Source organism: Bradyrhizobium sp. CIAT3101 (assembly GCF_029714945.1).
In the GTDB taxonomy this organism is placed as follows: Bacteria; Pseudomonadota; Alphaproteobacteria; order Rhizobiales; family Xanthobacteraceae; genus Bradyrhizobium.
On the sequence record NZ_CP121634.1, the window covers coordinates 1,311,530 to 1,337,400 of the forward strand.

29 protein-coding genes are annotated in these 25,871 nt (G+C 65.0%); 22 read left to right on the forward strand and 7 right to left on the reverse strand.

All coding sequences use genetic code 11. From position 1 onward, the window contains the following. Positions 1-3 precede the first annotated feature (3 nt). Together QA645_RS05930 and QA645_RS05935 are read right to left on the reverse strand one after the other, a co-directional pair. A complete protein-coding gene (locus tag QA645_RS05930) occupies positions 4-1,197 on the reverse strand; it encodes an alpha-D-ribose 1-methylphosphonate 5-triphosphate diphosphatase (RefSeq protein WP_283048853.1) in 1,194 nt (397 codons plus the stop codon). Further along, entirely contained in the window at positions 1,194-1,853 is a 660-nt protein-coding gene (locus QA645_RS05935) for a chloramphenicol acetyltransferase (RefSeq protein WP_283048855.1), read from the reverse strand. The genes QA645_RS05930 and QA645_RS05935 overlap by 4 nt, the downstream gene beginning before the upstream one ends. A gap of 175 nt (positions 1,854-2,028) precedes the next feature. On the opposite strand from QA645_RS05935, the gene phnC reads away from it, so the two are divergent. The 4 genes from phnC to phnE (QA645_RS05955) all read left to right on the forward strand — a co-directional run bounded on the left by phnC (position 2,029) and on the right by phnE (QA645_RS05955) (position 5,639). Continuing rightward, the gene (gene phnC, locus QA645_RS05940) at positions 2,029-2,838 is read left to right on the forward strand and encodes a phosphonate ABC transporter ATP-binding protein (protein ID WP_283048857.1); all 810 of its coding nucleotides are present in this window, start codon (positions 2,029-2,031) and stop codon (positions 2,836-2,838) included. Between the two features lie 60 nt (positions 2,839-2,898). Continuing rightward, on the forward strand, positions 2,899-3,837 hold the full coding sequence (phnD, locus tag QA645_RS05945) for a phosphonate ABC transporter substrate-binding protein (RefSeq protein WP_283048859.1): 939 nt from the start codon (positions 2,899-2,901) through the stop codon (positions 3,835-3,837). A 75-nt stretch (positions 3,838-3,912) separates the two neighbouring features. Further along, a complete protein-coding gene (gene phnE, locus QA645_RS05950) occupies positions 3,913-4,797 on the forward strand; it encodes a phosphonate ABC transporter, permease protein PhnE (RefSeq protein ID WP_283048861.1) in 885 nt (294 codons plus the stop codon). Beyond that, positions 4,794-5,639, forward strand: coding sequence for a phosphonate ABC transporter, permease protein PhnE (gene phnE / locus QA645_RS05955; RefSeq protein WP_283048862.1), 846 nt, complete (start codon positions 4,794-4,796; stop codon positions 5,637-5,639). Before phnE (QA645_RS05950) ends, phnE (QA645_RS05955) begins: the two co-directional genes overlap by 4 nt. Positions 5,640-5,807: 168 nt before the next feature. On the opposite strand, the gene phnF is transcribed toward phnE (QA645_RS05955), so the two are convergent. Beyond that, entirely contained in the window at positions 5,808-6,536 is a 729-nt protein-coding gene (gene phnF, locus QA645_RS05960; protein WP_254128096.1) for a phosphonate metabolism transcriptional regulator PhnF, read from the reverse strand. A gap of 120 nt (positions 6,537-6,656) precedes the next feature. Here phnF and phnG point away from each other — a divergent pair, with 120 nt between their 5' ends. Genes phnG through QA645_RS06005 form a run of 9 tightly spaced genes read left to right on the forward strand, consistent with a single transcriptional unit; the run spans position 6,657 to position 13,655 of the window. Continuing rightward, positions 6,657-7,121, forward strand: coding sequence for a phosphonate C-P lyase system protein PhnG (phnG, locus tag QA645_RS05965; protein WP_254128097.1), 465 nt, complete (start codon positions 6,657-6,659; stop codon positions 7,119-7,121). Positions 7,122-7,125: 4 nt separating this feature from the next. Continuing rightward, positions 7,126-7,734, forward strand: a complete 609-nt coding sequence (phnH, locus tag QA645_RS05970; RefSeq protein WP_254191598.1) for a phosphonate C-P lyase system protein PhnH — start codon at positions 7,126-7,128, stop codon at positions 7,732-7,734. 3 nt (positions 7,735-7,737) lie between these two features. After that, the gene (locus tag QA645_RS05975) at positions 7,738-8,853 is read left to right on the forward strand and encodes a carbon-phosphorus lyase complex subunit PhnI (RefSeq protein ID WP_283048865.1); all 1,116 of its coding nucleotides are present in this window, start codon (positions 7,738-7,740) and stop codon (positions 8,851-8,853) included. After that, entirely contained in the window at positions 8,850-9,758 is a 909-nt protein-coding gene (locus tag QA645_RS05980; RefSeq protein ID WP_283048867.1) for an alpha-D-ribose 1-methylphosphonate 5-phosphate C-P-lyase PhnJ, read from the forward strand. The genes QA645_RS05975 and QA645_RS05980 overlap by 4 nt, the downstream gene beginning before the upstream one ends. Then, a complete protein-coding gene (phnK, locus tag QA645_RS05985; protein ID WP_254128101.1) occupies positions 9,751-10,548 on the forward strand; it encodes a phosphonate C-P lyase system protein PhnK in 798 nt (265 codons plus the stop codon). Before QA645_RS05980 ends, phnK begins: the two co-directional genes overlap by 8 nt. A gap of 8 nt (positions 10,549-10,556) precedes the next feature. Next, entirely contained in the window at positions 10,557-11,255 is a 699-nt protein-coding gene (gene phnL / locus QA645_RS05990) for a phosphonate C-P lyase system protein PhnL (RefSeq protein WP_283048869.1), read from the forward strand. 12 nt (positions 11,256-11,267) lie between these two features. Then, positions 11,268-12,425 carry an alpha-D-ribose 1-methylphosphonate 5-triphosphate diphosphatase gene (locus QA645_RS05995; RefSeq protein ID WP_283048870.1) on the forward strand — a complete coding sequence of 386 codons (1,158 nt, stop codon included), beginning with the start codon at positions 11,268-11,270 and terminating at the stop codon, positions 12,423-12,425. Further along, positions 12,422-13,018 (forward strand): phosphonate metabolism protein/1,5-bisphosphokinase (PRPP-forming) PhnN, encoded by a 597-nt coding sequence (phnN, locus tag QA645_RS06000; RefSeq protein ID WP_283048872.1) that lies wholly within the window; start codon positions 12,422-12,424, stop codon positions 13,016-13,018. Before QA645_RS05995 ends, phnN begins: the two co-directional genes overlap by 4 nt. A gap of 25 nt (positions 13,019-13,043) precedes the next feature. Next, entirely contained in the window at positions 13,044-13,655 is a 612-nt protein-coding gene (locus tag QA645_RS06005; protein ID WP_283048873.1) for a pyridoxamine 5'-phosphate oxidase family protein, read from the forward strand. Between the two features lie 164 nt (positions 13,656-13,819). Here QA645_RS06005 and QA645_RS06010 read toward each other — a convergent pair whose 3' ends face one another. Continuing rightward, positions 13,820-14,551, reverse strand: a complete 732-nt coding sequence (locus QA645_RS06010; RefSeq protein WP_283048875.1) for an SDR family NAD(P)-dependent oxidoreductase — start codon at positions 14,549-14,551, stop codon at positions 13,820-13,822. A gap of 388 nt (positions 14,552-14,939) precedes the next feature. Here QA645_RS06010 and QA645_RS06015 point away from each other — a divergent pair, with 388 nt between their 5' ends. Beyond that, on the forward strand, positions 14,940-15,161 hold the full coding sequence (locus QA645_RS06015; RefSeq protein WP_283048877.1) for a hypothetical protein: 222 nt from the start codon (positions 14,940-14,942) through the stop codon (positions 15,159-15,161). Positions 15,162-15,173: 12 nt separating this feature from the next. Continuing rightward, the gene (locus QA645_RS06020; RefSeq protein WP_283048878.1) at positions 15,174-16,127 is read left to right on the forward strand and encodes an aliphatic sulfonate ABC transporter substrate-binding protein; all 954 of its coding nucleotides are present in this window, start codon (positions 15,174-15,176) and stop codon (positions 16,125-16,127) included. On the opposite strand, the gene QA645_RS06025 is transcribed toward QA645_RS06020, so the two are convergent. The 3 genes from QA645_RS06025 to QA645_RS06035 form a co-directional block, all read right to left on the reverse strand. Next, entirely contained in the window at positions 16,124-16,906 is a 783-nt protein-coding gene (locus QA645_RS06025) for an alpha/beta hydrolase (protein ID WP_283048880.1), read from the reverse strand. The two genes, QA645_RS06020 and QA645_RS06025, sit on opposite strands and share 4 nt — an antisense overlap. 4 nt (positions 16,907-16,910) lie before the next feature. Then, complete coding sequence (locus QA645_RS06030; protein WP_283048882.1) at positions 16,911-18,206, reverse strand: O-acetylhomoserine aminocarboxypropyltransferase; 1,296 nt, start codon at positions 18,204-18,206, stop codon at positions 16,911-16,913. A 97-nt stretch (positions 18,207-18,303) separates the two neighbouring features. Beyond that, complete coding sequence (locus QA645_RS06035) at positions 18,304-19,098, reverse strand: IclR family transcriptional regulator (RefSeq protein ID WP_283048884.1); 795 nt, start codon at positions 19,096-19,098, stop codon at positions 18,304-18,306. Between the two features lie 129 nt (positions 19,099-19,227). On the opposite strand from QA645_RS06035, the gene QA645_RS06040 reads away from it, so the two are divergent. The 7 genes from QA645_RS06040 to QA645_RS06070 all read left to right on the forward strand — a co-directional run bounded on the left by QA645_RS06040 (position 19,228) and on the right by QA645_RS06070 (position 25,863). Then, the gene (locus QA645_RS06040) at positions 19,228-20,193 is read left to right on the forward strand and encodes a tripartite tricarboxylate transporter substrate binding protein (RefSeq protein ID WP_283048885.1); all 966 of its coding nucleotides are present in this window, start codon (positions 19,228-19,230) and stop codon (positions 20,191-20,193) included. 3 nt (positions 20,194-20,196) lie between these two features. After that, entirely contained in the window at positions 20,197-20,814 is a 618-nt protein-coding gene (locus QA645_RS06045; protein WP_283048887.1) for a flavin reductase family protein, read from the forward strand. 49 nt (positions 20,815-20,863) lie between these two features. Beyond that, positions 20,864-21,724, forward strand: a complete 861-nt coding sequence (locus QA645_RS06050; protein WP_283048888.1) for a fumarylacetoacetate hydrolase family protein — start codon at positions 20,864-20,866, stop codon at positions 21,722-21,724. A gap of 3 nt (positions 21,725-21,727) precedes the next feature. Next, entirely contained in the window at positions 21,728-22,531 is an 804-nt protein-coding gene (hpaH, locus tag QA645_RS06055; RefSeq protein WP_283048889.1) for a 2-oxo-hept-4-ene-1,7-dioate hydratase, read from the forward strand. 24 nt (positions 22,532-22,555) lie between these two features. Continuing rightward, positions 22,556-22,948, forward strand: a complete 393-nt coding sequence (locus QA645_RS06060) for a RidA family protein (protein WP_283048890.1) — start codon at positions 22,556-22,558, stop codon at positions 22,946-22,948. Between the two features lie 13 nt (positions 22,949-22,961). Beyond that, on the forward strand, positions 22,962-23,837 hold the full coding sequence (locus QA645_RS06065) for an amidohydrolase family protein (RefSeq protein ID WP_283048891.1): 876 nt from the start codon (positions 22,962-22,964) through the stop codon (positions 23,835-23,837). Between the two features lie 316 nt (positions 23,838-24,153). Then, on the forward strand, positions 24,154-25,863 hold the full coding sequence (locus QA645_RS06070) for a methyl-accepting chemotaxis protein (protein ID WP_283048892.1): 1,710 nt from the start codon (positions 24,154-24,156) through the stop codon (positions 25,861-25,863). Positions 25,864-25,871 lie beyond the last annotated feature (8 nt).

Consider the following 25,871-nt stretch of genomic DNA (forward strand, 5'->3'; position numbering starts at 1 on the left):
AATTTATGCCGCAACGACAGTCTCGCGCGGCGTCGCCGCTGTGCCAAGCAGCCGGCTTGCATCGGTGAGATGCACGAGCTTGCCCGCGGCGATCACCGCGATCAGCCGCGGCCGCAGCGTCACGCTGTCGTCGACCAGCAGGATGTCGGCGCGACGGCCCGCGGCGAGCGTGCCGCGATCGGTCAGGCCCGTGGCTTGCGCCGGTGCCGACGAGATCAGCTTCCAGGCCTCGTTAAGCGGCAGCACGCCGTCGGCGACTAGGCGGAACGCAGCGAGCAGCGGCGCCGGATAGTAATAGTCGGACGCCAGCACCGAGCAGAGCCCCTTGGCGATCATGTCGGAGGCCTTGGTCCAGCCGGTGTGGCTGCCGCCACGCACGACGTTCGGCGCGCCGTAGACGATGGCGTCGCCATGATCCGCGGCTTCGCGCGCCGTCTCCTCGTTGACCGGAAATTCGGCGAGCGTCACACCCATGGCGCGAAAGTCCCGGCGCATCGCCGGGGTCGCATCGTCATGCGATAGCATCCGCACTTCGGCGCTACGCGCCGCAGCAGCGAGACGGGTGATGGATGCCGGAACGTCGGCTGCACGCGACACGATCCGCGCGACGAACTTGTCGAACTCCTCGCTCGATAGCCCGGTGCGCTCCACCATGCGGTTGCGCTTGCGTGGATTGGAGATGTCGGCGACGACTCCATCCATGTGGTCGTTGAAGGCGAACAGGTCGACGCGGCCCTCGGCCAGCCATTGGACGATCTCGGTCTCGGCATCGAGATTATAGGTCTCGTGCCGCAGGTGGAAGCGGGTGTCGGCGGCGAAATGCGGGCGTTGCCGCTCGATCGCTTCCAGCAGGCGCCTTGCATTGTCGCCGCTGCGCAGGCCGGGCTCCCACGACCAGGTCGTGGCGTGGAACACCGTAGTGATGCCGTTGCTGATGACCTGGCGATCGGTGTCGGCGAGCGCGACGTCGATCGGGAAGTCGACGCCGGCGCGCGGCATCATCTGCCGCTCGAAGGCGTCGCCGTGCAGATCGACGATGCCGGGCAGCACCAGCAGATTGCGCGCGTCGATCGCCAGCCGTGCGCGGCCGCGAGATGCATCGATCTGCGCGATGTCGGTTCCCGATACTGCAAGGGAGGTCTCGGTGAGCTCGGAGCCGATCAGGGTCCGGCCACCCTCGATGAAAATGTCTGTCACGCGACCGCGCTTCGTTTGCTGGCAGGGGAATGTGCCCCTGCTTCATATGTCGTCAGGAAATCTTCAATCGCGAGCTTGCGGAAATCAGGCAGCGCCGCACGCAATTTGTCGTGATCCCAGTCCCACCATGCCAGCCTGGCCAGCCGTCCGGCAACCTCTTCCGAGAACCGGCGGCGCACGATGCGCGCCGGATTGCCGGCGACGATGGTATAGGCCGGCACGTCCTTGGTGACGATGGCGCCGGCCGCGATCACCGCGCCGGTGCCGATGTTGCGGCCCGGCAGCACGACTGCGCCATGCCCGATCCAGACGTCATGGCCGATATGGACGTGATGCTGGCGCCGCCAGTCGAAGAATTCGGTGTCGTCGCTCTCGCCCGGAAAGTAGGCGCTGGAGCGGTAAGTGAAGTGCGCCTGCGTGGCGCGATGCATCGGATGATTGCCGGGATTGATCCGGGTCATCGCCGCGATCGAGCAGAACTTTCCGATGGTGGTGTAGGTGATCTGAGCGTCGTTGACGACGTAGGAGTAATCGCCCATCGCCACTTCGTGCAGGATGGTGCGCGCGCCGACCTCGGTATAGGCCCCGAGCCGGGTCTCGTGTAGCTTCGCCGAGGGATCGATGGTCGGTTCAACCGAAAGCACTTTGCCGGCCATGTTGCGTCCGAAAGCTTGAGGGCGAGGCGTTCGTCTTCGAGTGGCTCGATGACAATGTCATGACGATGCAATGACAGGGGATGAGGTGTGTTGGATCGCCGCACCGCATCGCGCATGTCACACAAGTGTCAAGCGCCGGGGATAGCGGTGGGCTGCAGCTACTCTGGAGCCCTGCATGCTGGTGGTTGAAGGTCTGACGTGCCGCTTCGGCGCAAAAGCCGCGGTGGACGACGCTTCGTTTCAAATCTCCCCCGGCGGCTTCGTCGGCGTGATCGGGCGCTCGGGCGCCGGCAAGTCGACCATGCTGCGCATGATCAATCGTCTGGCGACGCCGACGCAGGGCCGCATCCTGTTCGACGGTCTCGACGTCACCGCGCTGCGCGGCAAAGAGTTGCGGCAGTGGCGGGCGCGATCTGCGATGATCTTCCAGCAGTTCAACCTCGTCGGTCGGCTCGACGTGCTGACCAACGTGCTGATGGGACGCCTCGCCACCATGCCGGCCTGGCGCTCGCTGACGCAGACCTGGCCGGAGCAGGACAAGGCGCTGGCGATGTCGGCGCTCGAGCAATTCGATATTGCTTCGCTCGCTGCCCAGCGCGCCGATCAGCTCTCCGGCGGCCAGCAGCAGCGTGTTGCGATCGCGCGGGCGCTGGTGCAGCAGCCCGACATCATCCTCGCCGACGAGCCGATCGCCTCGCTCGATCCGCGCAACACCAAGATCGTCATGGATGCGCTTTTGCGCATCAACAAGCATTTCGGCATCACCGTGCTCTGCAACCTGCATTCGCTCGACCTGGCGCGCAGATATTGCGACCGGCTGATCGGCATGGCGGCAGGCCGGGTGGTGTTCGACGGTGCGCCATCCGCACTGACCGACCTCGTCGCGCGTGAACTCTACGATCTCGAAGCCGCCGACGTCATGGGCGGCACGCCTGCGCCGGCGCCCGAGGGCGTTCCGGCACTCGGAACGGCGGCTGCCGCCTGAGCCGCACCTGTTTAGTTGCCAGTTTTGCGTCAACCGACCCCAACCCATGAAGAGGGTATCATGATCACTCGCAGATTAATCCTTGCCGGCGCCGCCGCGCTTGCCTTCACGACATCCGCTTCCGCGGACGACTGGAAGGCCAAGTATCCCGAGCTGACCTTCGCGGTCGTCCCGGCCGAGAACGCCTCCGGCGTTACCGAGCGCTGGGCGCCGTTCATGAGCTATCTCTCCAAGGAATTGGGCGTGAAGGTCACGCTGCGCATCGCCAACGACTACGCCGCCGTCATCGAGGGCCAGCGCGCGGGCAACATCCAGATCGCGTGCTACGGCTCGGCCTCGTTCGCCCGCGCCCGCCTGACCGGCGTCAAGACGGACGCGTTTGCCAGCGACCTGAACGCTGACGGCGGTACCGGCTACTACTCGGTATTCTTCGTCAAGGCGAACAGCCCCTACAAGAACATCGATCAGCTGAAGGGCAAGAATCTCGGTCTGGTCGATCCGAATTCAACCTCCGGCAACAACGTGCCGCGCTTCGAGCTCGACAAGATGGGCATCGCGGACGTGGATACCTATTTCAGCAAGGTCGTCTTCACCGGTAGCCACGAGAACGCGATCCTTGCCCTGGCACAGGGCACGGTCGATGTCGCGGCCAATCAGTGGACCAGCGATGACGATTCGACCCTGGCGCAGATGCTGACCAAGGGCATGCTGAAGAATGCCGATGGCTCGCCGATGAAGAGGGAAGATTTCCGCATCATCCACAAGTCGGCGCCGATCATCGGGCCGTCGATGTACGCCTACAGCTCCGATCTGCCTGACGATCTGAAGGCGGCGATTGCGAAGGCGTTCTTCGATTCGCCGACCAAGGACAAGGAGGCGTTCGATCGCCTCTCCGACGGCCAGAAGAAGGGCTTTCATCCCGCCACCACCAAGGACTGGGATGCCACGATCGAGCTGATCAAGTTCGTCGACGCGCTGCGTAAAAAGAAGGCGTCCTGATCTCAGGGCGACGTCACTGGAGCCGGGTCGATGGACCCGGCTCTTTCTCTTTGATCGAGCATTTGCCCTGATCCGATGACGACAGCGGTTTCGATCCTTCCCGAGCAACAGCTCGCCGCGCTCAACGCCGCCTACCGTCAGGCGGTCGCGCGCAAGCGGCTACGCCTCATGTTGGGGTTGGTGATCTTCGCCGCAGCGTTGGTGCTCGCAGCGATCGGCGCCGAGGTGAATCTGCGCACGCTGTTCACCTATTTCGGCAACTTCGTCAGCTATTTCGACCGCATCCTGACGCTCGACAGTGGCCAGCGCGTCTGGACCGATATCGGCGAGTGGCTGTGGGGCTGGCGCAAATGGCTGAAGATGCTGGGCGAGACGCTGCTGATCTCCTATGTCGGCACGTTGATTGGCGCCACCTTCGCTTTTGTCCTGAATTTCTTCGCGGCCGAAAACACTTCGCCCGGGCCATGGCTGCGCTTCGTGGTGCGGCGTCTGCTTGAATTTGCGCGCACTGTTCCCGGAATCGTCTTCGCGCTGATCTTCGTCATCGCCTTCGGCCTCGGGCCGATGGCCGGTGTGCTCGCGATCGCGATTCACTCCACCGGTGCGCTCGGAAAGCTGTTCTCGGAGATCGTCGAGAACGCCGACATGAAGCCGGTCGAGGGCGTCCGCTCGACCGGGGCGAGCTGGCTGTCCTGCATGCGCTTTGCGATCCTGCCGCAGGTGACCGCGGGCTATGCCAGCTATGCGCTGCTGCGCTTCGAGATCAATGTCCGCGAAGCCTCGGTGATGGGCTTCGTCGGCGCCGGCGGCATCGGGCAGGAACTCGTCGTTGCCATCCGAAAATTCTATTACTCGGACGTCAGCGCCATCCTGCTGCTCATCATCGTCACCGTCTTCATCATCGATATCAGCACGGGCTGGCTGCGCGGTCGCCTGTTCGGCAAGGAGGCGCGGACGTGACGGGACCGCAGGAGGTCGATACCGCTGAGATCCGCGCGCGCTACCCGGATGTGTTCGACCGGCCGGCCTCGGCGCGGCTCGCTATGCCGGCCATGATCGTCGCGGCGCTCGGCATCTTCATTTGCGGTCTGGTCGATCTCGACTTCTCGCCGTCGCAGTTTGTCGCCGGCCTCAGCCAGCTCGGCTGGATCAGCATGATGATGATCCCGCCCGATCCCGGGTCGTCGCTGCCGATCTATCTGAAGGCGCTGGGCGAGACGCTGTCGATTGCGCTGCTCGGCACCACGCTGGCGGCCGTGCTGGCGCTGCCGGTCAGCCTGTTCGCTGCCCGTAATATCGTGCCGGGCGTCGTGCGCTTTCCGGTGCGGCGCCTCCTCGATTCGATCCGCGGCGTCGATACGCTGATCTGGGCGCTGGTGTGGATCAATGTCGTCGGGCTCGGCCCGTTCGCCGGTGTGCTCGCCATCGCCGTGTCGGATTTCGGCGCGTTCGGAAAGCTGTTCTCGGAGGCGATCGAGGGCGCCGACCAGAAGCAGGTCGAGGGCATCCGCGCCTCCGGCGGCAGCGCATTGCACGAGATCCGCTTCGGCCTGATGCCGCAGGTACTGCCTGTGATCGCCGGCCAAGTGCTCTATTTCATCGAGTCGAACACGCGTTCGGCCACCATCATCGGCATCGTCGGTGCTGGCGGCATCGGGCTTCAGCTGGCCGAACAGATCCGCGTGCTGGAATGGCAGAAGGTGTCGTTCCTGATCCTGATGATCCTGGTCGCGGTCGCCGCGATCGATTTCATCTCGGGCAAGCTGCGGTTCGCGATCATTGGCCGCAGGGCCGTGGCCTGAGGTCTCTTCTTCCCTTCTCCCCTTGCGGGAGAAGGTGGCGCGAAGCGCCGGATGATGGGTTCTCTCCGCGCATTCAATCGAGAGTTGGACTCGCGGAGAGAACCCCTCACTCGTCTCGCCGCTACCGCGGCGAGCCACCCTCTCCCACAAGGGGAGAGGGGAAGAGCCCTACGGCTCCACCAAAAACTCCACCCGCTCCGCCGCGAATCGCGAGTGCTTCGTCACCAGCGGCTTGCCCTCGAGATCGAGGTCGGTCGCGTCAACCACCAGGATCGGCCGCCCCAGCGGCAGATCGAGCCGCGCGGCGTCGGTGGCGTCGACGATACCGGCGGTGATCCGGGTGGCGCCGCGGCGGTAGTCGCGGATCCCGTAATGTTCGAGCATCTTCGTCATCGAGCGCGTGGCGGCAAACACCGTGCCGGCGCCCGGAAACAGCTCTGCCGACAGCCAGGTCGTGGAGACGCAGATCGGCGTGCGGTCGGCGAGGCGGATGGCCTCGATCCGCACCAGCGGCGCGCCGGTCTTCAATCCCAACTCTCGCGCGAGCTCGCGGGTCGCCACATCGTCTGATGCCTCGATCATCTGGCCATGCGGCTCGCGGCCGTCGGCGCCGACGATCTCGGAGAAGCGGGTGCGCGAGCGCAAGGGATAAGCGAGCTTCTGCGCCTCGACATAGGTTCCGCTGCCGCGCTCGGCGCGCACGATGCCACGCTCCGCCAGCGCCGCCAGCGCGCGCCGCACGGTGTGACGATTGACGCGATAGGTTTCGGCGATTTCCATTTCGCCCGGCAATTTGTCGCCTGCGGCAAAACGGCCGTCGGCGATGCCGCGCTCGATGCCGTCGGCAACGAGGCGCCACAATGCGACGCCTGAAGAGGCGGTGTCCTGCATGCTCATGTCGGCGGTCAGCCTAGCCCGAAAATCACACGCTTGTCACGAAACAGTCATGGCGCTTCCGTATCAAGTTGTCTATTATCATAGACAACTTGAATTCGGCAAGTTCTGTCAAAACGGTCGGTGGATCCGGTGACCCAACACAACATCCAGCAAGCCCAGCGCCAGGCCGCCATGGCCGTGCTGGCGCACGCGGAGGCGGGCGAGATCGCCGCCCGCCTCCGCACGATTCCCTTGCCCGGTCATCAGGATCTGCGCGAGCCCGAGAACGGTCTGGTGATGCTGCGCGGCCGGGTCGGCGGCGACGGCGCGCCGTTCAATCTCGGCGAAGCGACGGTGTCGCGCGCCGCGGTGCGGCTTGCGAGCGGCGAGGTCGGCTTCGGCTACACGCTCGGGCGCGACGGCGAGAAGGCGCGGCTGATCGCGTTGTGCGACGCGCTGGTGCAGTCTCGCGATTTTGGTGGGCTGGTGGAGCGCGACGTTATCGCGCCGTTGCGCGAGCAGCTTATGATTCGGCGCAGCCGCGCGGCGGAAGAGACCGCCGCGACGAAGGTTGATTTCTACACCATGGTGCGCGGTGAGGGGTGAGGCCATGACCACGATTGCGGAACTGCCGCCGGGGTTCGTCGACAAGGTGTTGTCGGCGCAATCGACCTTTCGCTCGGTCATGGATGCGATGGCGCGACCGGGCGCGGTCCAGCGCATCGTGCCGATGGCGGGAACGGCCGGCCCGATGATGCGCGGCACCGCCGCGATCGCGCTGACGCTGTTCGACCACGACACGCCGCTCTGGCTCGATGCGCGGATGTCGGAAAGCTCCGACGTCCTGAAGTGGCTCAAGTTCCACACCGGCGCGCCGGTGATCCAGGATTCTTCCATCGCGGCTTTTGCGCTGATCAGCGACGGCGTGTTGCTGCCGCCGCTGGAGCGTTTTGCGCTCGGCACCAACGAATATCCTGACCGATCGACCACAGTGATCATTCAGGTCGAGAGCCTGGATTCAGGTCCGAGTTTCGAGCTGCGCGGCCCCGGCATCGACGGCGTCGCGACGCTGCAGGCGTCGTTCAAACCCTTCGACCTGTTTGACCAGCTGCGGTTCAACGAGACGCTGTTTCCGCGCGGCATCGACGTGGTTCTGGTTGCCGATGATGCCGTGGTGGCGATCCCGCGCACGACCCGCGTTACGAGCATGGGAGTCTGACGCATGTATGTCGCAGTCAAAGGCGGCGAACGCGCCATCGAGAACGCCCATCGCCTGCTGGCCAATGCGCGGCGCGGCGACCAGAGCGTTGCGGAAGTCTCGCTCGACCAGATCTCGGAACAGCTCGGGCTCGCCGTCGACCGCGTCATGAGCGAAGGCTCGCTCTATGACCGCGAGCTGGCAGCGCTCGCGATCAAGCAGGCCCGCGGCGATCTGATCGAAGCGATCTTCCTGGTCCGCGCCTTCCGCGCCACCTTGCCGCGCTTCGGCACCAGCGAGCCCGTCAATACCGCTGCGATGCGCGTGCAGCGGCGGGTGTCCGCGACCTTCAAGGACATTCCGGGTGGCCAGATCCTCGGGCCGACCTTCGATTACACGCACCGCCTGCTCGACCCCTCACTCGCTGAAGGTTTTGTGCCGGAAGCGCCGGCGACATCGGAGGCCTCAACCGCGGCGACGCCGCGCGTCATGGACATTCTCGGTCGCGACGGGCTGATCGAATCCTCGCCGCAGACGGAAGACGGCGCCAGCGTCGGTGATCTCACCCGCGAACCGCTGAACTTCCCGGCCGATCGCGACCTGCGCCTGCAAAATCTCGCGCGCGGCGACGAAGGGTTTTTGCTGGCGATGGGCTACTCCACCCAGCGCGGCTATGGCCGCAATCATCCCTTCGTCGGCGAGATCCGCTTCGGCGAGGTTGAGGTCGAGTTCGCCGCCGAGGACGTCGGCTTTGCCGTGCCGCTGGGCGCGATCGAGCTCACCGAGTGCCAGATGGTCAACCAGTTCAAGGGCTCGGCGACGGAAGCGCCGTGCTTCACGCGCGGCTACGGCCTCGCCTTCGGCCAGAGCGAGCGCAAGACCATGTCGATGGCGCTGGTCGACCGGGCGCTACGTGCCCGCGAGCTCGGCGAAGAGGTCGGAGCCCCTGCGCAAGATGAAGAATTCGTGTTGTCGCATTCGGACAACGTCCAGGCGACCGGCTTCGTCGAGCATCTGAAGCTGCCGCATTATGTCGACTTCCAGTCCGAGCTCGGACTGCTCCGCAAGCTGCGCAAGGAATTTGCCGAAGCCTCACCTGACGCCAACGCGCCCGATGCCATGAAGGAGGCCGCGGAATGAACGCGCCCGCCTATAACTTCGCCTATCTCGACGAACAGACCAAGCGGATGATCCGCCGCGCGATCCTGAAGGCGATCGCGATCCCCGGCTATCAGGTCCCGTTCGCCAGCCGCGAGATGCCGATGCCCTATGGCTGGGGCACCGGCGGCGTGCAGGTCACGGCCGCGATCCTGGGCCCGCAGGACGTGCTGAAGGTGATCGACCAGGGCTCCGACGACACCACCAACGCGATCTCGATCCGAAAATTCTTCGCCAAGACCGCCGGGGTCGCGACGACGACGTCGACGGAAGATGCGACCGTGATCCAGACTCGCCACCGCATCCCCGAGGCGTCGCTGCACTCGAACCAGGTGCTGGTCTACCAGGTGCCGATCCCGGAACCCCTGCGCTTCCTCGAGCCGCGCGAGACCGAGACGCGTCGCATGCACGCGCTCGCCGAATACGGCCTGATGCATGTGAAGCTCTATGAGGACATTGCCCGCTTCGGCCACATCGCGACCGCCTACGCCTATCCGGTGAAGGTGAACGCGCGCTACGTGATGGACCCGTCGCCGACGCCGAAATTCGACAATCCCAAGATGGACAATTGCCCGGCGTTGCAATTGTTCGGCGCCGGCCGCGAGAAGCGCATCTATGCGATCCCGCCTTACACCCAGGTGGTGTCGCTCGATTTCGAGGATCATCCGTTCGAGCCGTACCGTTTCAACGCGCCCTGCGCGCTGTGTGGCGCCGAAAATTCCTACCTCGACGAGATCGTCACCGACGACAAGGGCAGCCGCATGTTCGTCTGCTCGGACACCGACTATTGCGAGGGCCGCCAGGCCGCCGGCCATCACGGCAGCATGAGCGCTGCGCCGTACAAGGACAAGGCGCAGGGAGAGGCACAAGGGAAAGCAAATGGCTGACCAGGATCTGCTCGAAACCGATCAGCCGCTGCTGGTCGCTGATACCCTCAGCAAGTCCTACGGCCGCATTGCCGCCTGCCGCGACGTGTCGTTCTCGCTTTATCCCGGTGAAGTGCTGGCGATCGTCGGCGAATCCGGCTCCGGCAAGTCGACGCTGCTGCAATTGCTGTCGGGCCAACTCGCGGCGAGCGGCGGGCAGGTGTCCTATCGGATGCGCGACGGCGTCACCCGCGATCTTGCCGCGCTTGGCGAAGCCGAGCGGCGCCTGCTGTTCCGCACCGATTGGGGTTTCGTGCATCAGGATCCGGCGCAGGGTCTGCGCATGGCGGTCTCCGCAGGCGCCAATGTCGGCGAGCGGCTGATGGCGGTCGGCTGGAATCACTATGGCCGCATTCGCGAGAGCGCTTCCGACTGGCTGACCCGTGTCGAGATCGACGTCGCGCGTATCGATGATGCGCCGCGCACCTATTCGGGCGGCATGCGCCAGCGCCTCCAGATCGCGCGCAATCTCGTCACCGGTCCGCGGCTGGTCTTCATGGACGAGCCGACCGGCGGCCTCGATGTGTCGGTCCAGGCCCGCCTGCTCGATCTCCTGCGCAATCTCGTCGCCGAACTGCACCTCGCCGTCGTCATCGTCACCCACGATCTGGCGGTTGCGCGCCTGCTGTCGCATCGCGTGATGGTGATGAAGGGCGGCCGCGTCATCGAGACCGGCCTCACCGACCAGGTGCTGGACGATCCGCGCGAGCCCTACACGCAACTCCTCGTTTCCTCGATTCTGCCGCCATGAGCTCTCCGATGACCGCCATGATCGACGTCGCCGACGCCAACAAGACCTTCACGATGCACCTGCAGGGCGGCATCGAATTGCCCGTGGTTCGCGGCGTGACCTTCCATGTCGAGCCCGGCGAATGCGTCGTGCTGTCGGGGCCATCAGGCGCCGGCAAATCCTCGATCCTGAAGATGATCTTCGGCAATTACCGCTGTGACTCCGGCCGCATCGGCATCCGCCATCGGGGCGCGCTGATCGACCTCGCCACCGCCGAGCCGCGGCAGGTGCTCAACGTCCGCCGCGCCACCATCGGCTATGTCAGTCAGTTTTTGCGGGCGGTGCCGCGCGTTGCGACCATCGACGTCGTCGCCGAGCCCTTGATCGCTGGCGGCCTGGCCCGCGCCGATGCGCAGGCGCGCGCCGGCGAGCTGCTGCATCGCCTCAATATTCCCGAACGGCTCTGGCAGCTTCCGCCGGCGACCTTCTCCGGCGGTGAGCAGCAGCGCGTCAACATCGCGCGCGGCTTCATCTCGGACCTGCCGATCCTGCTGCTGGACGAACCGACCGCCTCGCTCGACGCCGCCAACCGCGCCGTCGTGGTCGCGCTGGTCGCCGAGAAGAAACGCCAGGGCGTCGCCATGGTCGCCATTGTCCACGACGACGAAATCCGCCATTTGATTGCCGACCGCATCGTCGACGTCACCAGCTTTGCCGCCGCGGCCTGAAGGAAGAGGGACATGAACGCCAAGCCGAAGGACATTGTGATCGCCAACGCCAGGATCGTGCTGGCCGACCGGGTGATCGAACAGGGCTGGCTCGCTCTTGCCAATGGACGCATTGCCGAGATCGGCGAGGGCATGGCGCCCGCGGGTGCGGAGGATGCCGGGGGCGATCTCATCATGCCCGGCCTGATCGAGCTCCACACCGATCATCTCGAAGCGCATTACGTGCCGCGCCCGAAAGTATTCTGGAACCCGGTTGCCGCCGTCATTTCCTATGACGGCCAGCTTGCGACCTCGGGCATCACCACCGTGTTCGACTCGCTCCGGGTCTGGCGCGAAGACGGCGCCGAGGAGGTCGATGGCCGCGCCGGCGTGCTTGCCGCCGCGATCACGGCCGCGCGCGACGGCAATCTCCTGCGCGCCGACCACTTCCTGCATCTGCGCTGCGAAATCCCGATGCCGAGCGTGGTCGAGGAGGCCAAGGAGCTGATCGACCGTCCCGACGTCAAGCTGATGTCGCTGATGGATCATACGCCCGGCCAGCGCCAGTTCCGCGACGAGGGAAAGCTGCGCGACTACTATCGCGGCAAGAACGGCGGCAAGACCGACGCCGAGCTCGACGAGCTGTTCGCGAAGCGCTTCGAGTATCAGCAGAAGTACGCTGCAACCAATATGCGTCAGATTGTGTCGCTGGCGCATGAGTACAAAATTCCGCTGGCAAGCCATGACGACACCACGGAGGAGAACGTTGCGGATGCCGTGCGTGACGGCGTCGCGGTGGCCGAATTCCCGACCACGTTGGAGGCCGCGCGCGGCCTGCACCAGGCCGGCATCGACATCCTGATGGGCGCACCGAACGTGGTGCGCGGCGGCTCTCACTCCGGCAACATCGCCGCGGTGGATCTCGCCCGCGAAGGTCTGCTCGACATCCTGTCGTCCGACTACATCCCGTCCAGCCTGCTGATGGGCGCGCTGCAACTGCCCGAGCATGCGCCCTCGATCAGCCTGCCGGCGGCCGTTCGCACCGTGACCAAGGCGCCGGCCGACGCCGTCGGCCTCACCGATCGCGGCGAGATCGCGATCGGCAAGCGCGCGGATCTGATCCGCGTCCACGTTGCCGGCAGCGTGCCCGTGGTGCGCAGCGTCTGGCGCGAAGGAGGCCGTGTCGCATGAGCGAAACCGTCGCGACGGCGAACGACGCGGCGGGCGCGATCGGGCCCGGGCGGCTCGTGCTCGTGGTCGGCCCGAGCGGCGCCGGCAAGGACACGCTGCTGCGGCTGGCGCAGGCGGCTTGTGCCGACGATCACGATGTCGTCTTCCCGCGCCGCGTCGTGACGCGTGCATCCTCGGCCGACGAGGACAATATTGCGTTGAGCCCGGACGAGTTCGCCCGCGCGCGCGATCACGGCGATTTCGCCGTGCATTGGGACGCGCATGGGCATTCCTACGCCCTGCCGCTGGAGATCAACGACGACATCCGCGCGGGGCGCGCCGTCGTGGCCAACGTCTCGCGCACGGTGATCGCTGCGCTACGCCAAAATTATGCAAACGTCGTCGTGGTCGCGATCACTGCGCCGCCGGACGTGCTGGCGCAGCGCCTTGCCGCGCGCGCGCGTAACACCGACGGCAACATCGCGGATCGGCTGACGCGCAGCGTCGATGACGCCTCGGCCAATGCCGATGTCACGATCCTCAATGCCGGCAGCGCGGAGTATCACAGCCGGCACCTTCTGCGCGTCATCAGGAATGAATGCTGGCGCGAGTAAAGGCCGGCGCAACAAGGAGAACAGAATGTCGGTGATCGAAACGGTCGAACAGCTCGAAGCTATCTACGGCGCCGTTGGTGACGCCTCGACCGTGAAAGTCGCCGACCACGTCACCCCGCTCTACCGCATCTTCATCGAGAAAGCGCCGTTCGCAGCCCTCGCCACCATCGGGCCCGAGGGCATCGACTGCTCGCCCCGCGGCGATCTCCCCGGCTTCGTCCGCATCCACGATCAGCATACTCTGATGTTGCCCGATCGCCGCGGCAACAACCGCGTCGATTCCCTGCGCAACATCGTGCGCGATCCCCGGGTGTCGCTGATGTTCCTGATCCCCGGCTCAGGCAATGCGGTGCGCGCCAATGGTCGCGCCCATCTGTCGATCGATCCTGAGCTGCTCTCTTCGTTCAAGGTCGAAGGCAAGGCACCGCGCAGCGTCATGGTGATGAAGGTGGACGAGATCTACTTCCAGTGCGCCCGCGCCATCGTTCGCTCCGATCTCTGGAATCCCGACAAGCGCATCGACCCGAAGACGCTGCCGACACCGGGCCAGATCCTCGCCGAGATGAGCCAGAACAAGGTCGGCGGAGCGGAATACGACCGCATCTGGCCGGAGCGCGCCGCCGCGACGATGTGGTGAGCATCGGACTCTCCGCGAGTCCGGAATCGTAGGGTGGGCAAAGGCGCAATTGCGCCGTGCCCACGAATTCTCACCAATCATACCCAAATCGTGGGCACGCTTCGCTTTACCCACCCTACGGCATTCCCCGAGCCTGGAAGAGGCGCCGCCGTTGACTCCATCCCTCAATTAAATGCCATCCCGCCGCTCAACGCGATCGTCTGCCCCGTCATGTAGGCGTTGTCGACCAGCAGCATCGCGGCTTTCGCCACCTCATCCGCCGTGCCGAAGCGGCCGAGCGGAATGCGGCTGATGAGTTGCGGCTGGCCGCTCATCATGTCGGTCGCGATCAGTGAGGGCGCCACCGCATTGACGGTGATGCCGTCCTTCACCAGCCGCGCCGCATAACCGCGCGTGAGCCCTTCCATGCCGGCCTTGGAGGCATTGTAGTGCGGGCCGATCGAGCCGGCGCCACGCGCGGCACCCGAGGAGATGTTGACGATGCGGCCCCACTTTCGCTGGCGCATCGACGGCAGCACGGCCTGCGTGCACACGAAGACCGATTTCAGATTGACCAGGATGGTGCGATCGAAATCGTCCTCGTTGAGATCGTCGATGCCGCGTGTGATGGCGATGCCGGCGTTGTTGACGAGAATGTCGATCGGCCCGAGCCCGGTCGTGACGCGCTCGACCATATGGGCCACCGCCTCGTGCTGTGAGACATCTGCGGCAACGACGATGGCGCGACCGCCCTGCTTGCCGATCTCGCCTGCGAGCTGCTCGGCCTGTCCGATCTGCTCGCGGCAATTGATGGCCACGGCTGCGCCGGCCTCAGCCAGCGCGCGGCAGACGGCAGCGCCGATCCCGCGCGAGCCGCCGGTGACGAGCGCGACACGTCCCTTTAGATTGTCCGCCATATCCGGATTTCCCATTCTTGCTTTGCGTTAGCCGCAGTTTACCATGTCGGCGACGCATCTGCGTTGAACTCATCGCGAGATGAATCCGACTGTCAGTGCTTGCGACGGGAGAAGTGCTCCTGCGCGACGCCGCCAAATATGGATAGCCATTTCATTGACCGATCGCGCCAATCGCTCGATATTCGACAGTATCGAAACTGCTCCCGAGCTTGATGCCGCGATATGAGAACCGATCACCAGCGTAACCCTGTCGACATGCATGCTTGCATGACGCGGCGCTGTTTCTCAGCGGCGACCGGCGCCTGTTGTTGTTGCTGACCGGCACCTCACAACGCCTCACACCGAAAATCCCACGACAGTAACGCCGAACTTCGGCGAACGAGCAGTCATGTCCCAGCTCCAGTCCAACGCCTACATCATCGAAATCCACGATCGTGCCGCCGGCATCATCACAAGAGATGAGCGCGGCTTCCGTTTCTTCTCCTCCGAGCGCCTGTTCGACAGCCTCGAAGGTCGTCAGTTCCGTTCTGCACGCGAGGCCGAGCGTGCCGCCCGCGCCGTGTTCTCCGAGCGCAGCCGGCGCGCGAATTCCCCATTTTTCGCAAACTGAAAGGATCGCACCATGATTGCCCGACGACACCTTCTGACAGCAGCGCTGCTGCTCGCGGCGACTGTCGCAGTCCCAGCTCGCGCCGAGGACAAGCCAACGGAAATCCGCATCGGCACGCAGAAAGGCGGCTTCTTCCCCGCCGTGCGCCAACGCCAGACGCTTGAAAACGCGTTCAAGCCGCTCGGCATCGAGATCAAATGGATCGACTTCCAGTTCGGCCCGCCGCTGCTCGAGGCGATCAATGTCGGCAGCGTTGATTTTGGCTATGTCGGCGATGCCCCGCCGATCTTCGCGCAGGCCGGCGGCGCGAAGATCCGCTACGTCGCCGCGGTTAAATCGGACGGCAATACGCAGGCGATCATTGTTCCGAAGGAGTCGCCGATCAAGTCGCTGACTGATCTAAAGGGCAAGCGCGTCGCCTTCGGCAAGGGATCGAGTGCGCACAATCTGCTCGTCGCCGCGCTCGAAAAGGCCGGCCTGTCCTGGTCCGACATCACGCCGGCACCGCTCGCGCCCGCCGATGCGACCGCCGCTTTCGTCAAGGGCTCGGTCGATGCCTGGTCGATCTGGGATCCGTACCTCGCGCTCGCCGAGTTGAAGGAGAATGCGCGCGTCCTCGTCTTCGACAAGGACGTACACAAGCCGAACGCGTTCTACATCGCCAACACGGATTTCGTCGAAAAATATCCGTCGCTGGTCGCCAAGCTCAACACGACCTTCGCGTCCGAAGGCGTCTGGGCCAACGAACACCACGAGGAGGTCGCCAAGGCGCAGGCGGACGCTACCGGCGTCGACATCGAGGCCGTCAGGCGTTTCGTGGATCGCTCCAACTTCCGCGTGGTGCCACTGGATGCTGAGGTGATCGTAACTCAGCAGGCGGTGGCTGATCGCTTTGCAAAGCTCGGCCTGATCCCGAAACCGGTCAACGTCTCCGATATCGTCTGGAAGTGGACGCCTGGCTCCTAGCCTCTCAACGCTGCCAGCAACTCATCCGGGCGCTCGGCCATGATCATGTGGCCCGCGCCCGGCACGACGACGGTCTTGGCATGCGGGATCGCGGCCGCAAGTGCCTTGCCGGCTTTGGCCGGTGTCATCATGTCCCGTTCGCCGAGGATGAGGGTGGTCGGCACCTTCACGCTCGCGGCCGCGGTCAGCGCATTTGCGTAGGCATTGCAGGCCGACAAATCCTTGAACAGCACACCCGGCTCGCACGACTTCAGCACTGCCTGTGCGCCGCCATGCATCCACAGGCCCGGGGCGAGGCTGCCGCCGAGTTCGGCGTTGAAGCCGAGGCCCCAGATCGAGACCATGTCGTTGGCATCCTGCGAGTTGGCTTCGGCAGCCTTCAGCAGATCGGGCCCGACCGTCATGGTCGCCGCCGTGCCGATCAGGCTCAGCGCGGAGACCTTGTCGGGATGCCGTGCTGCGGTCTCCAGCGAGATCAGCGATCCCATGGAATGACCGATCAGATACGCTTTGGCGCTACCGGCCGCGCCGAGCAGCGCCGCCGTCCAGTCGGCCATGTCGGCGATGCTTGTGAGCGAGAGGCCGGCCGAACGGCCGTGACCGGGCAGGTCGGGCGCCAGCACGCCAAAGCCGTGATGGGCAAACCAGCGCGTATGCAGCGCCCAGGTCGAATGATCGAAGCCGGCGCCGTGAATGAAGGCGACCGTCGGCAGGGACTTGTCGAATTCGCGGCCGCCGGTTGCGACAAACACCTCGGCGCCGTTGACGGAAAGCTTCATCGTGTCAAACCTTCTGCGAGAGGCGCAGCGCCTGCGCGAGATCGTCGATGATGTCGGAGGCGGTCTCGATGCCGACCGATAGCCGCACCAGTTCCTCGCCGATGCCGGCGGCTTTGAGCTGCTCGGCATCCATCTGCTGATGCGTGGTCGAAGCCGGGTGGATCACCAGCGTCTTGGCATCGCCGACATTGGCGAGATGGCTGATCATGCGCAGCGATTCGATGAATTTGCGCCCCGCAGGCCGGCCGCCCTTGATGCCGAAGGAGACGATCGAGCCCGCACCGCGCGGCAGCAGCTGCTTGGCGAGCTGATAGTCCGTGTGGTCTTCAAGTGAGGGATGCAGCACCCAGTCGACCGCCTTGTTGGACTTGAGCGCCTCCAGCACGAGGTGGGTATTCTGGATGTGGCGGTCCATGCGCACGCCCAGCGTCTCGACGCCCTGGAGGAGCTGGAATGCGTTGGTCGGCGACAGGCAGGCGCCGAAATCGCGCAGGCCCTCGGTGCGCGCGCGCATGATGAAGGCGGCGGTGCCGAATTGCTCGTCGAAGACGATGCCGTGATAGCCGCCATAGGGCTCGGTCAGCACGCCGAACTTGCCCGACGCACGCCAGTCGAAGCGGCCGCCGTCGACGATGGCGCCGCCGATCGCGATGCCGTGGCCGCCGATCCACTTGGTCGCCGAATGCATCACGATGTCGGCGCCAAGCTCGATCGGTCGGCTGAGATAGGGCGTCGCAAAAGTGTTGTCGATCAGCAGCGGAATTTTGGCGTCATGCGCGATTCCCGCGATCTTCGGGATATCGAGCACCTCCAGCCCGGGATTGCCGATGGTCTCGCCGATCACGAGCTTTGTGTTCGGCTTGATCGCCTTCCGGAACGCATCATGATCGCGCGGCTTGACGAAGGTCGTGGTGATGCCGAAGCGCGGCAAGGTGTGTGCCAGCAGATTGATGGTGCCGCCATAGAGCGAGCTCGACGCCACGATGTGGTCGCCGGCATTCAGCAGCGTGGCGATGGCGAGATGCAGCGCGGCCATGCCGCTCGCGGTACAGATCGCACCGACGCCGCCCTCGAGCGCGGCGAGCCGCTCTTCCAGTACGCCGGTGGTGGGGTTGGAGATGCGCGTATAGATGTGGCCGGCGCGCTCCAGGTTGAACAACGCCGCCGCGTGATCGGAATCCTGGAACACGTAGGACGTGGTCTGGTAGATCGGCACCGCGCGGGCACCGGTCGCGGGATCCGGATGCTGGCCCGCATGCAGGCTCAGGGTTTCGAAGGCAGGCGGTTTTGGCGCGGGCATGCGTGGCCTCGTTGGTCGATCGGCGATGGCGGTCCTTGTGCCACAAAAACGTGCGCCACGTCAGCCCATTGACAGCGCCGCGCGAGCGCGTGCAGCGCTAGGCAATTGTGCCAATCGCCTGCTCGATCGTGCGGGTCTCGCGCAACAGGATCTCCGCGACCTCCTGCTCGCGGCGCGGACCGAGCCTCGTCCGAACGGCGGAGACGGTCATTGCCGCCGCAGGCCGGCCGTCCGGCGTCTTGATCCAGGTCGAGATCGATTTCGTGCCTTGCACGAGGCCGATCTCCCGCATGCCATATCCACGTCGCCGCGCCGCCGTGACCTGGCCGAGCACGGTTGCGGCGTCGGTGCGATAGGTCTCGAACCGCTTCTCGTTTGCCGTGACGATTTTTCGCGCGTCCGGCGCCGGCAGCGCGGCGAGGATGGCGACGCCCGCGCTGGAGACGCCGAGCGGGCGGCGCGCGCCGACCTCGATCGACAGCACCTGAATCGGATAGGCGCCGATCCTGCGATCGACGCACAGCGTGTCGTTGCCGGTTCGCACCGTCAGGAACAGCGTGTCGCCGATCTCGGCGGAGGCGCGGCGCAGCGACGGACCTGCGGCGACCAGCAGCGGCGAAGGCCGGGGGCGCGCGAGCGCCAGTTCCGGCACCTGGTTGCCGATGGCGTAGCGGCCGGTCCTGTCGTGGCGCTCGACAATGCCCTCCTCGATCAGCACGTGGACGATGCGATGCACGGTCGGGCGCGTCAGCCCGGTCGCCTGCACGACCTCGGCCAATGGCACACCGTCCTCGCGGCCTGCGGCAAGAATACGCAGCACCGACAACGCGCGCCGGATCGCCTGCGCGCCTTGTCGCGGTTCTGTCGCACTTGAGGTAGTTCTTCTGTCCATAATATGGACAAGAACGCCACAATTCACTCGACAGGTAAAGTGGCATCTGGAGATTGCGCTCCGATCGGGATGCCCTGCGCGACGTCAGGGCGATCGACTTGAAATTGGAAGCGCCGTCGGGAGGTTAACATGAGATTGATCGGGATCGCCATCGCTGCTGTCGCGGCGATGCTGGCAGCGCCCGCATCGGCCCAGCAATGGCCGGCGCGCAGCGTCAAGCTGATTGTGCCCTATCCCGCCGGCGGCAATGTCGACAGCGCCGCGCGCATCGTCGCCGACAAGCTTCAGGAAAAGCTCGGTCAGCCCTTCATCATCGAGAACAAGGCCGGCGCCGGCGGCATGATCGCGGGCGAAGCCTTCGCGAAATCGGCGCCTGACGGCTACACGCTGTTCGTCGGCGCCAACGGCCCGGTGCTGTTCGCGACCGAGATCAACAAGCGCGACGCCTATAATTGGAAGAAGGATTTCCTGCCGATCTCGACGATCTCGATGACGCCGCTGGTGCTCGAGGTCCACCCGTCGGTGCAGGCCACGACTTTCAAGGAGTTCATCGACCTTGCCAAGCGCGAGCCCGGCAAGCTGACAATGGCTTCGCCCGGACCCGGCACCACCAACCATCTGCTCAGCGAGCTGATGCAGTCGAGCCTCGATCTGCAATGGGTCACCGCGCATTACCGCGGCAACGCGCCGGCGATCAACGATCTGCTGGGCGGGCAGGTGCAGTTCGCATTCGACCAGCTCACGGTCAGCCTCCAGCACATCAAGGCTGGCCTGTTCCGTGCGCTCGCGGTCACCAGCCCGCATCGGCTGAAGTCGCTGCCTGACGTGCCGACCTTCACTGAGCTCGGCTACAAGGACTTTGACGGCCAGACCTTTACCGGCCTGTTCGCGCCGGCGGGCACGCCTGCTCCGATCGTGGACAAGCTGCACGAGACGCTGGTGGCGATCCTGAAGGATCCCGGCGTGGTCGACAAGTTCGACAAGCTTGGCGGCGAAGCCGTCGCGATGACGCCGGACGAATTCAAGGCCTATCTCGAGCGCGAGGACACCAAATGGATCCCGATCGTGCGCAAGGCCAACATCAAGGCTGACTGAGCGATGCGGATCGACCCCGGCGAGCTCGGCGCGGAGCGAATCTACAGGCTGATGACCGGCATCGTGGTCCCGCGCCCGATCGCCTGGGTGACGAGCCTGTCGCGCGGTGGCGTGCTCAACCTCGCGCCGTTTAGCGCCTTCACCTTCGTCTCGCAGAAGCCGCCGATGCTTGCCATCAGCGTCGGCCGCAAGGGCGCCGACTACAAGGACACCGCGCACAACATCCTCGACACGGAGGAATATGTCATCCACATCGCCGACACGCCGCTGATGTCGGCGGTGCACGACAGCTCCGTCGAGCATCCGCCTGAGATCAGCGAGGTCGAGCATCTCGGGCTGGAAACGTCGCCTTGCGAGCGCATCAAGGTGCGCAGGCTCGCCGCCGCGCCGGTCGCGATGGAGTGCGTGTTCCGGCAATGCCTCGAGTTTGGCGAAGCGCGCAGCCGGCTGATCGTCGGCGAAGTCGTGATGTTCCACGTCCGCGACGGTCTCGTCAGTGACGGCAAGGTCGAAACCAGAGCGCTCGACCCGATCGCTCGCATCGGCGGTCCGCGTTATGCCCGCCTCGGCGAGATCGTGACGCTGAACACCGTGTTCCAGACTCCCAAATCGAAGGATTGAGCGTGCGGACGCCTTGCGTCGGCCGCCCGAAGACCATTGGAGAACGACGATGCGACTGGTGAGCTATCTGGTGGACGAAGAGCCGCGCTATGGCGCGGCCGTTGATGGCGGTGTCGTCGATCTGACCAGGCGGATCGGCCGCGAGTTCGCCGACCTCAAAGCGCTGATCGCAGCCAATGCACTGGCGAATGCGCAGGAGGCGGTGACTGGCGAGACGCCTGACTACGCGCTCGAGAAGCTCACGCTGTTGCCGCCGGTGCTGGCGCCCGAAAAGCTCTGGTGCATCGGCGTCAACTATGCCGAGCGCAACGCCGAATACAAGGACAATTCGGACCTGCCCAAATATCCGAGCCTGTTCGTGCGCAGCATGTCGTCGATGACGGGCTCCGGCCAGCCGCTCGAGAAGCCCAAGGTGTCGGAGCAGCTCGACTATGAAGGCGAGCTCGTCATCGTGATCGGCCAGGGCGGCCGTCATATCAAGCGGGAAGAGGCGTGGTCGCATATTTTCGGCATGACGCTGTGCAACGAGGGCACCATCCGCGACTGGCTGCGCCACGGCAAGTTCAACGTCACGCAGGGCAAGAACTTTGACCGCTCCGGCAGCATCGGCCCGTGGATCGTCACGGCGGACGAGCTCGACCCGCGTGGGCCGCACGACATCGTCACGCGCGTCAACGGCGAAATACGCCAGCAGGACACCACCGAGCGGTTGATGTTCCCGTTCGATTTTCTGATCTCCTATCTCTCGACCTTTGCGACGCTCAAGCCCGGCGACATGATCGTGACGGGCACGCCGACAGGGGCGGGCGCGCGCTTCGACCCGCCGCGCTGGCTGAAGGTCGGCGACGTCGTCGAGATCGAGTCCAGCCGCATCGGCGTACTGCGCAACACCGTCGCGGCGGAGCAATAAATCATGCTCGACACCGCCACGATCGAGCGCCTTGCCGCGCGCCTCGATGAAGCCGAGCGCACCAAGGCGCTGATCCCGATGTTCTCGAAGGATTACCCGGATTTCAGCATCGCGGATGCCTATGCCGTCCAGCGCGCCTGGACCAAGCTCCAGCTTGGCCGCGGCCGCGTCATCAAGGGCCACAAGATCGGCCTGACCTCGAAGGCGATGCAGAACGCGGTCGGTATCTCCGAGCCCGATTACGGCGTGCTGTTCGCCGATATGTTCTATGCCGACGCGACGCCCATCCCGTTCGACCGCTTTCATGCGCCGCGGATCGAGGTCGAGCTCGCCTTCGTGCTGAAGGCGCCGTTGCGCGGGCCGGATTGCACCATCTTCGACGTGCTCAACGCGACCGATTACGTCACGCCCGCGCTCGAGATTCTGGAGACGCGGATGCATCGCGTCGATCCCGAGACCGGCAAGGCGCGCAAGGTCGTCGACACGATCTCGGACAACGCCGCCAATGCCGCGCTGGTGCTCGGTGGCCGGCCGTTCCGTCCGCTCGATGAGGATCTGCGCTGGATCGGCGCGCTGCTGTTCCGCAACGGCGAGGTCGAGGAGACCGGGCTTGCCGCCGGCGTGCTCAACCATCCCGCCAACGGCATCGCCTGGCTCGCCAACCGGCTGGCGCCGCATGACGAGCATCTCGCCGCCGGCGAGGTCGTGCTGGCGGGCTCGTTCACGCGTCCGGTCGATATCCGCCGCGGCGACACGTTTCATGCCGACTATGGCGCCTTCGGCTCGGTGTCGTGCCAGTTCGTCTGAATCAACAATAAGAGGAAACGCATCATGACAGGCCCAACGCGGCGCAAGAGCATCCATATCGGCGGCTTCAAGCACGCCAATCCGATTCCGAACGCCTGCCGCATCGGCAATCTCGTGATGTCCGGTGTCATCCTCGGCCGTGACGCGGCCGGCGTGATGCCCGAGAGTCTGGATGCGCAATGCGCCAACATGTTCGCGCATATGAGGGCGACCGTGGAGTCGGCCGGCGGCACCACGGACGACATCATCAAGATGACGGTGTGGTTGAAGGACCGCTCGCAGCGCGCACCCGTCAATGTCGAATGGCTGAAAATGTTTCCGGATGAGCATTCGCGCCCGGCGCGTCATGCGCTGCCGATGGACAATATGGACGGCGGCGCGCTGGTGCAGTGCGACTTCACCGCCGTGATCGACTGAGGGAGTCTTGCGCATGCCGACCTATCTGCCGTTCGATCCGAACCCGCGCCGCCCCGTCAAGGCGCCGCCGCCGAAGACCGTCGACAGCCAGTTTCACGTGCTCGGTCCCATCGACAAATATCCGGAGCGCCCGGGCGCGGCCTATCGGATGCCGACCGCGACCTGGGAGGCGGCGCTGCGCGTGCACAAGACGCTCGGCATCGAGCGCGGCATCATCGTGCAGACCACGACATACGGCGCGGACCATTCGGTCGTGCTCGACGGCCTTGCAGCCATGGGCCCGAACTATCGCGGCTGTGCCAACGCGCTGGTGTTCGCGGAGGCGAACGATGCCTATCTCGCGAAGCTGCATGATGCGGGCGTCCGCGGCGCGCGCTTCAGTTTCCGGCAGGAGCTCGGCGCGGTGCTGTCGGACGCCGATTTCGCTCGCGCGATTGCGCGCATCCGCGAGCTCGGATGGTACGTCAAAATCCAGCCGGAGAAGGACGGCATCGTCTCCAGCGTGGCCAAATACGAAAATCTCGACGTGCCCGTGCTGATCGACCACATGGCGCGGCCGGTGCCCTCGAATGGCAAGGACGATCCGAACCTGCGCAAGATGCTGGAGCTGCTCGCGAAGGGCAATTTCTGGGTCATGCTCTCGCTCGGCGAGAAGACCTCGCAAGCCGGCCCTCCCTACGATGACGTGATCCCGATCGCGCGCACCTATATCGAAGCCGCCATCGACCGCTGCGTCTGGGCCAGCGACTGGCCGCATCCGGTCTCGGTGAAGCAACCGCCGAACGATGCCGATCTGCTCGAACTGATGTATCGCTACGCGCCGGACCAGGCCGAGCTGGAGAAGATCCTCGTGCACAATCCGGCGAAGCTGTTCGGGTTTCCGGATTAGCAAACCCTGATGCAGATGCGGGTGGGTGGGCAAAGCGTAAGCGTGCCCACCACCTCCATCGATTGGAAAGGATCGTGGGCACGCCGCAGACGCGCCTTTGCCCACCCTGCGAGATCTCGCTTGCTCGAGATGCCCGCTTGCGCGCTGTTCGGCCACGCGCGCGTTAACGCTTCGGTAACACCCAAGACGCTCCGTGGCGCCTTCGTGGCGTAACTGAGTTCTTAACGAATTGCCTCTAATTTGCGCATTCCCACCTCGTGATGGCCTGCCGCCTGATTCTCGATGGCGCCGTGCCCAGCAACATCGAAGAGGCAGAATGCCGGCTCTCAAGGACCTGTTTTCGCTGCGCTCGATCGGCGCCAAGCTCGCCCTCATGACCGTGGTCGGTGCGATCTGCATGGCGCTTGTCGCCTCTACCGTGCTGTGGATCGCGCGCAACCAGCTCGTCACCGAGCGCATCGAAAAGGCGCATGCCGCCGTCGACATCGTCTGGAATTTGGCCGACGGCTATTACAAGGCCTACAAGGCCGGCCAGATGACCGAGGAGGAGGCCAAGAAGCGCTTCCTCGAAGCCAATAATTACGTCTGGTACGAAGACCACAGCAACTACGCCTACATCTACGACTACGAGACCGGGTTGTGCGTCTCCAATCCCGGCATCCCGCAATTCGTCGGCAAGGACATGCGTCCGAACAAGGACGCCAACGGCATGCTGTTCGCGGTCGCGCTGATGGACATCGCGAAGAAGGGCCAGGGCTCCTTGCGCTATTCCTTCCGCCGCAGCGGCAGTGATCCCACCCCGCTCGACAAGGTCGCCTTCACGCGCGGTTTCGCGCCGTGGAACCTGATGATCGGCTCGGCCGAATACATGTCGGAGGTCGACAATTCGTTCTGGTCGATGGTGCAGACGGCCTCGATGGTCATCGCCGTCCTGATGCTGATCTCGATCATGATCGCCTGGGCCGTTGGCCGCAGCGTGGTGAAGCCGTTGACCAGCCTGAAGGAACGCATGGCCTCGCTCAGCAAGGGCCAGCTCGACGCGCCGGTCGCGCATGCCGATCGCCGCGACGAGATCGGCGAGATGGCCCGCACCGTGCAGGTGTTCCGCGACGCCATGATCGAGACCAACCGCATGCGCGAAGAGCAGGTGGTGGCCGAGAAGCGTCAGGTCGAGACCCGCAAGGTCGACATGAACAAGCTCGCCGATCAGTTCGAGCGCGAGGTCGGCGAGATCATCGAGCTGGTCTCGGTCGCCGCCGGTCAGCTCGAGACGTCGTCGACGACGCTGTCCAAGACCGCCGACACCGTTTCGCAAGTCTCGAACCGCGCCTCCACGGCGTCGGGCGAGGCGTCGGCGAACGTGCATTCGGTCGCTGCCGCGAGCGAGGAGCTCGCCTCCTCCATCGGCGAAATCTCCCGCCAGGTCGAGACCTCGGCCAGGATTGCGGGCGAAGCCGTCAGTCAGGCGCAGAAGACCGATAGCCGCATCAGCGAGCTGTCGCAGGCTGCGAGCCGGATCGGCGACGTCGTCGATCTGATCCAGACCATCGCCGGCCAGACCAATCTGCTGGCGCTGAACGCGACCATCGAGGCCGCGCGTGCGGGCGAAGCCGGCCGCGGTTTTGCCGTGGTCGCCTCCGAGGTGAAATCGCTCGCCGAGCAGACCGCAAAGGCAACCGACGAGATCAGCCAGCAGATCAACGACATCCAGTCGGCGACGCGGGATTCGGTCGCGGCGATCAAGGAGATTGGCGCGACCATCGGCAAGATCTCGGAGATTTCGGCCGCGATCACGACCTCGGTCGAACAGCAGGGGGCGGCGACGCAGGAGATTTCCCGCAACGTGCAGCGCGCCGCCGCGGGCACCTCGCAGGTCGAGACCAGCATCGCCGACGTCCAGCGCGGCGCCTCCGAGACCGGCGGTGCCTCCGCCCAGGTGCAGTCGGCTGCGCAATCGCTCGCCAATGAAAGCACCCGCCTCAAGCGCGGCGTCGCCAGCTTCATGAATTCGATCAGGGCGGCGTAAGCGGCGCT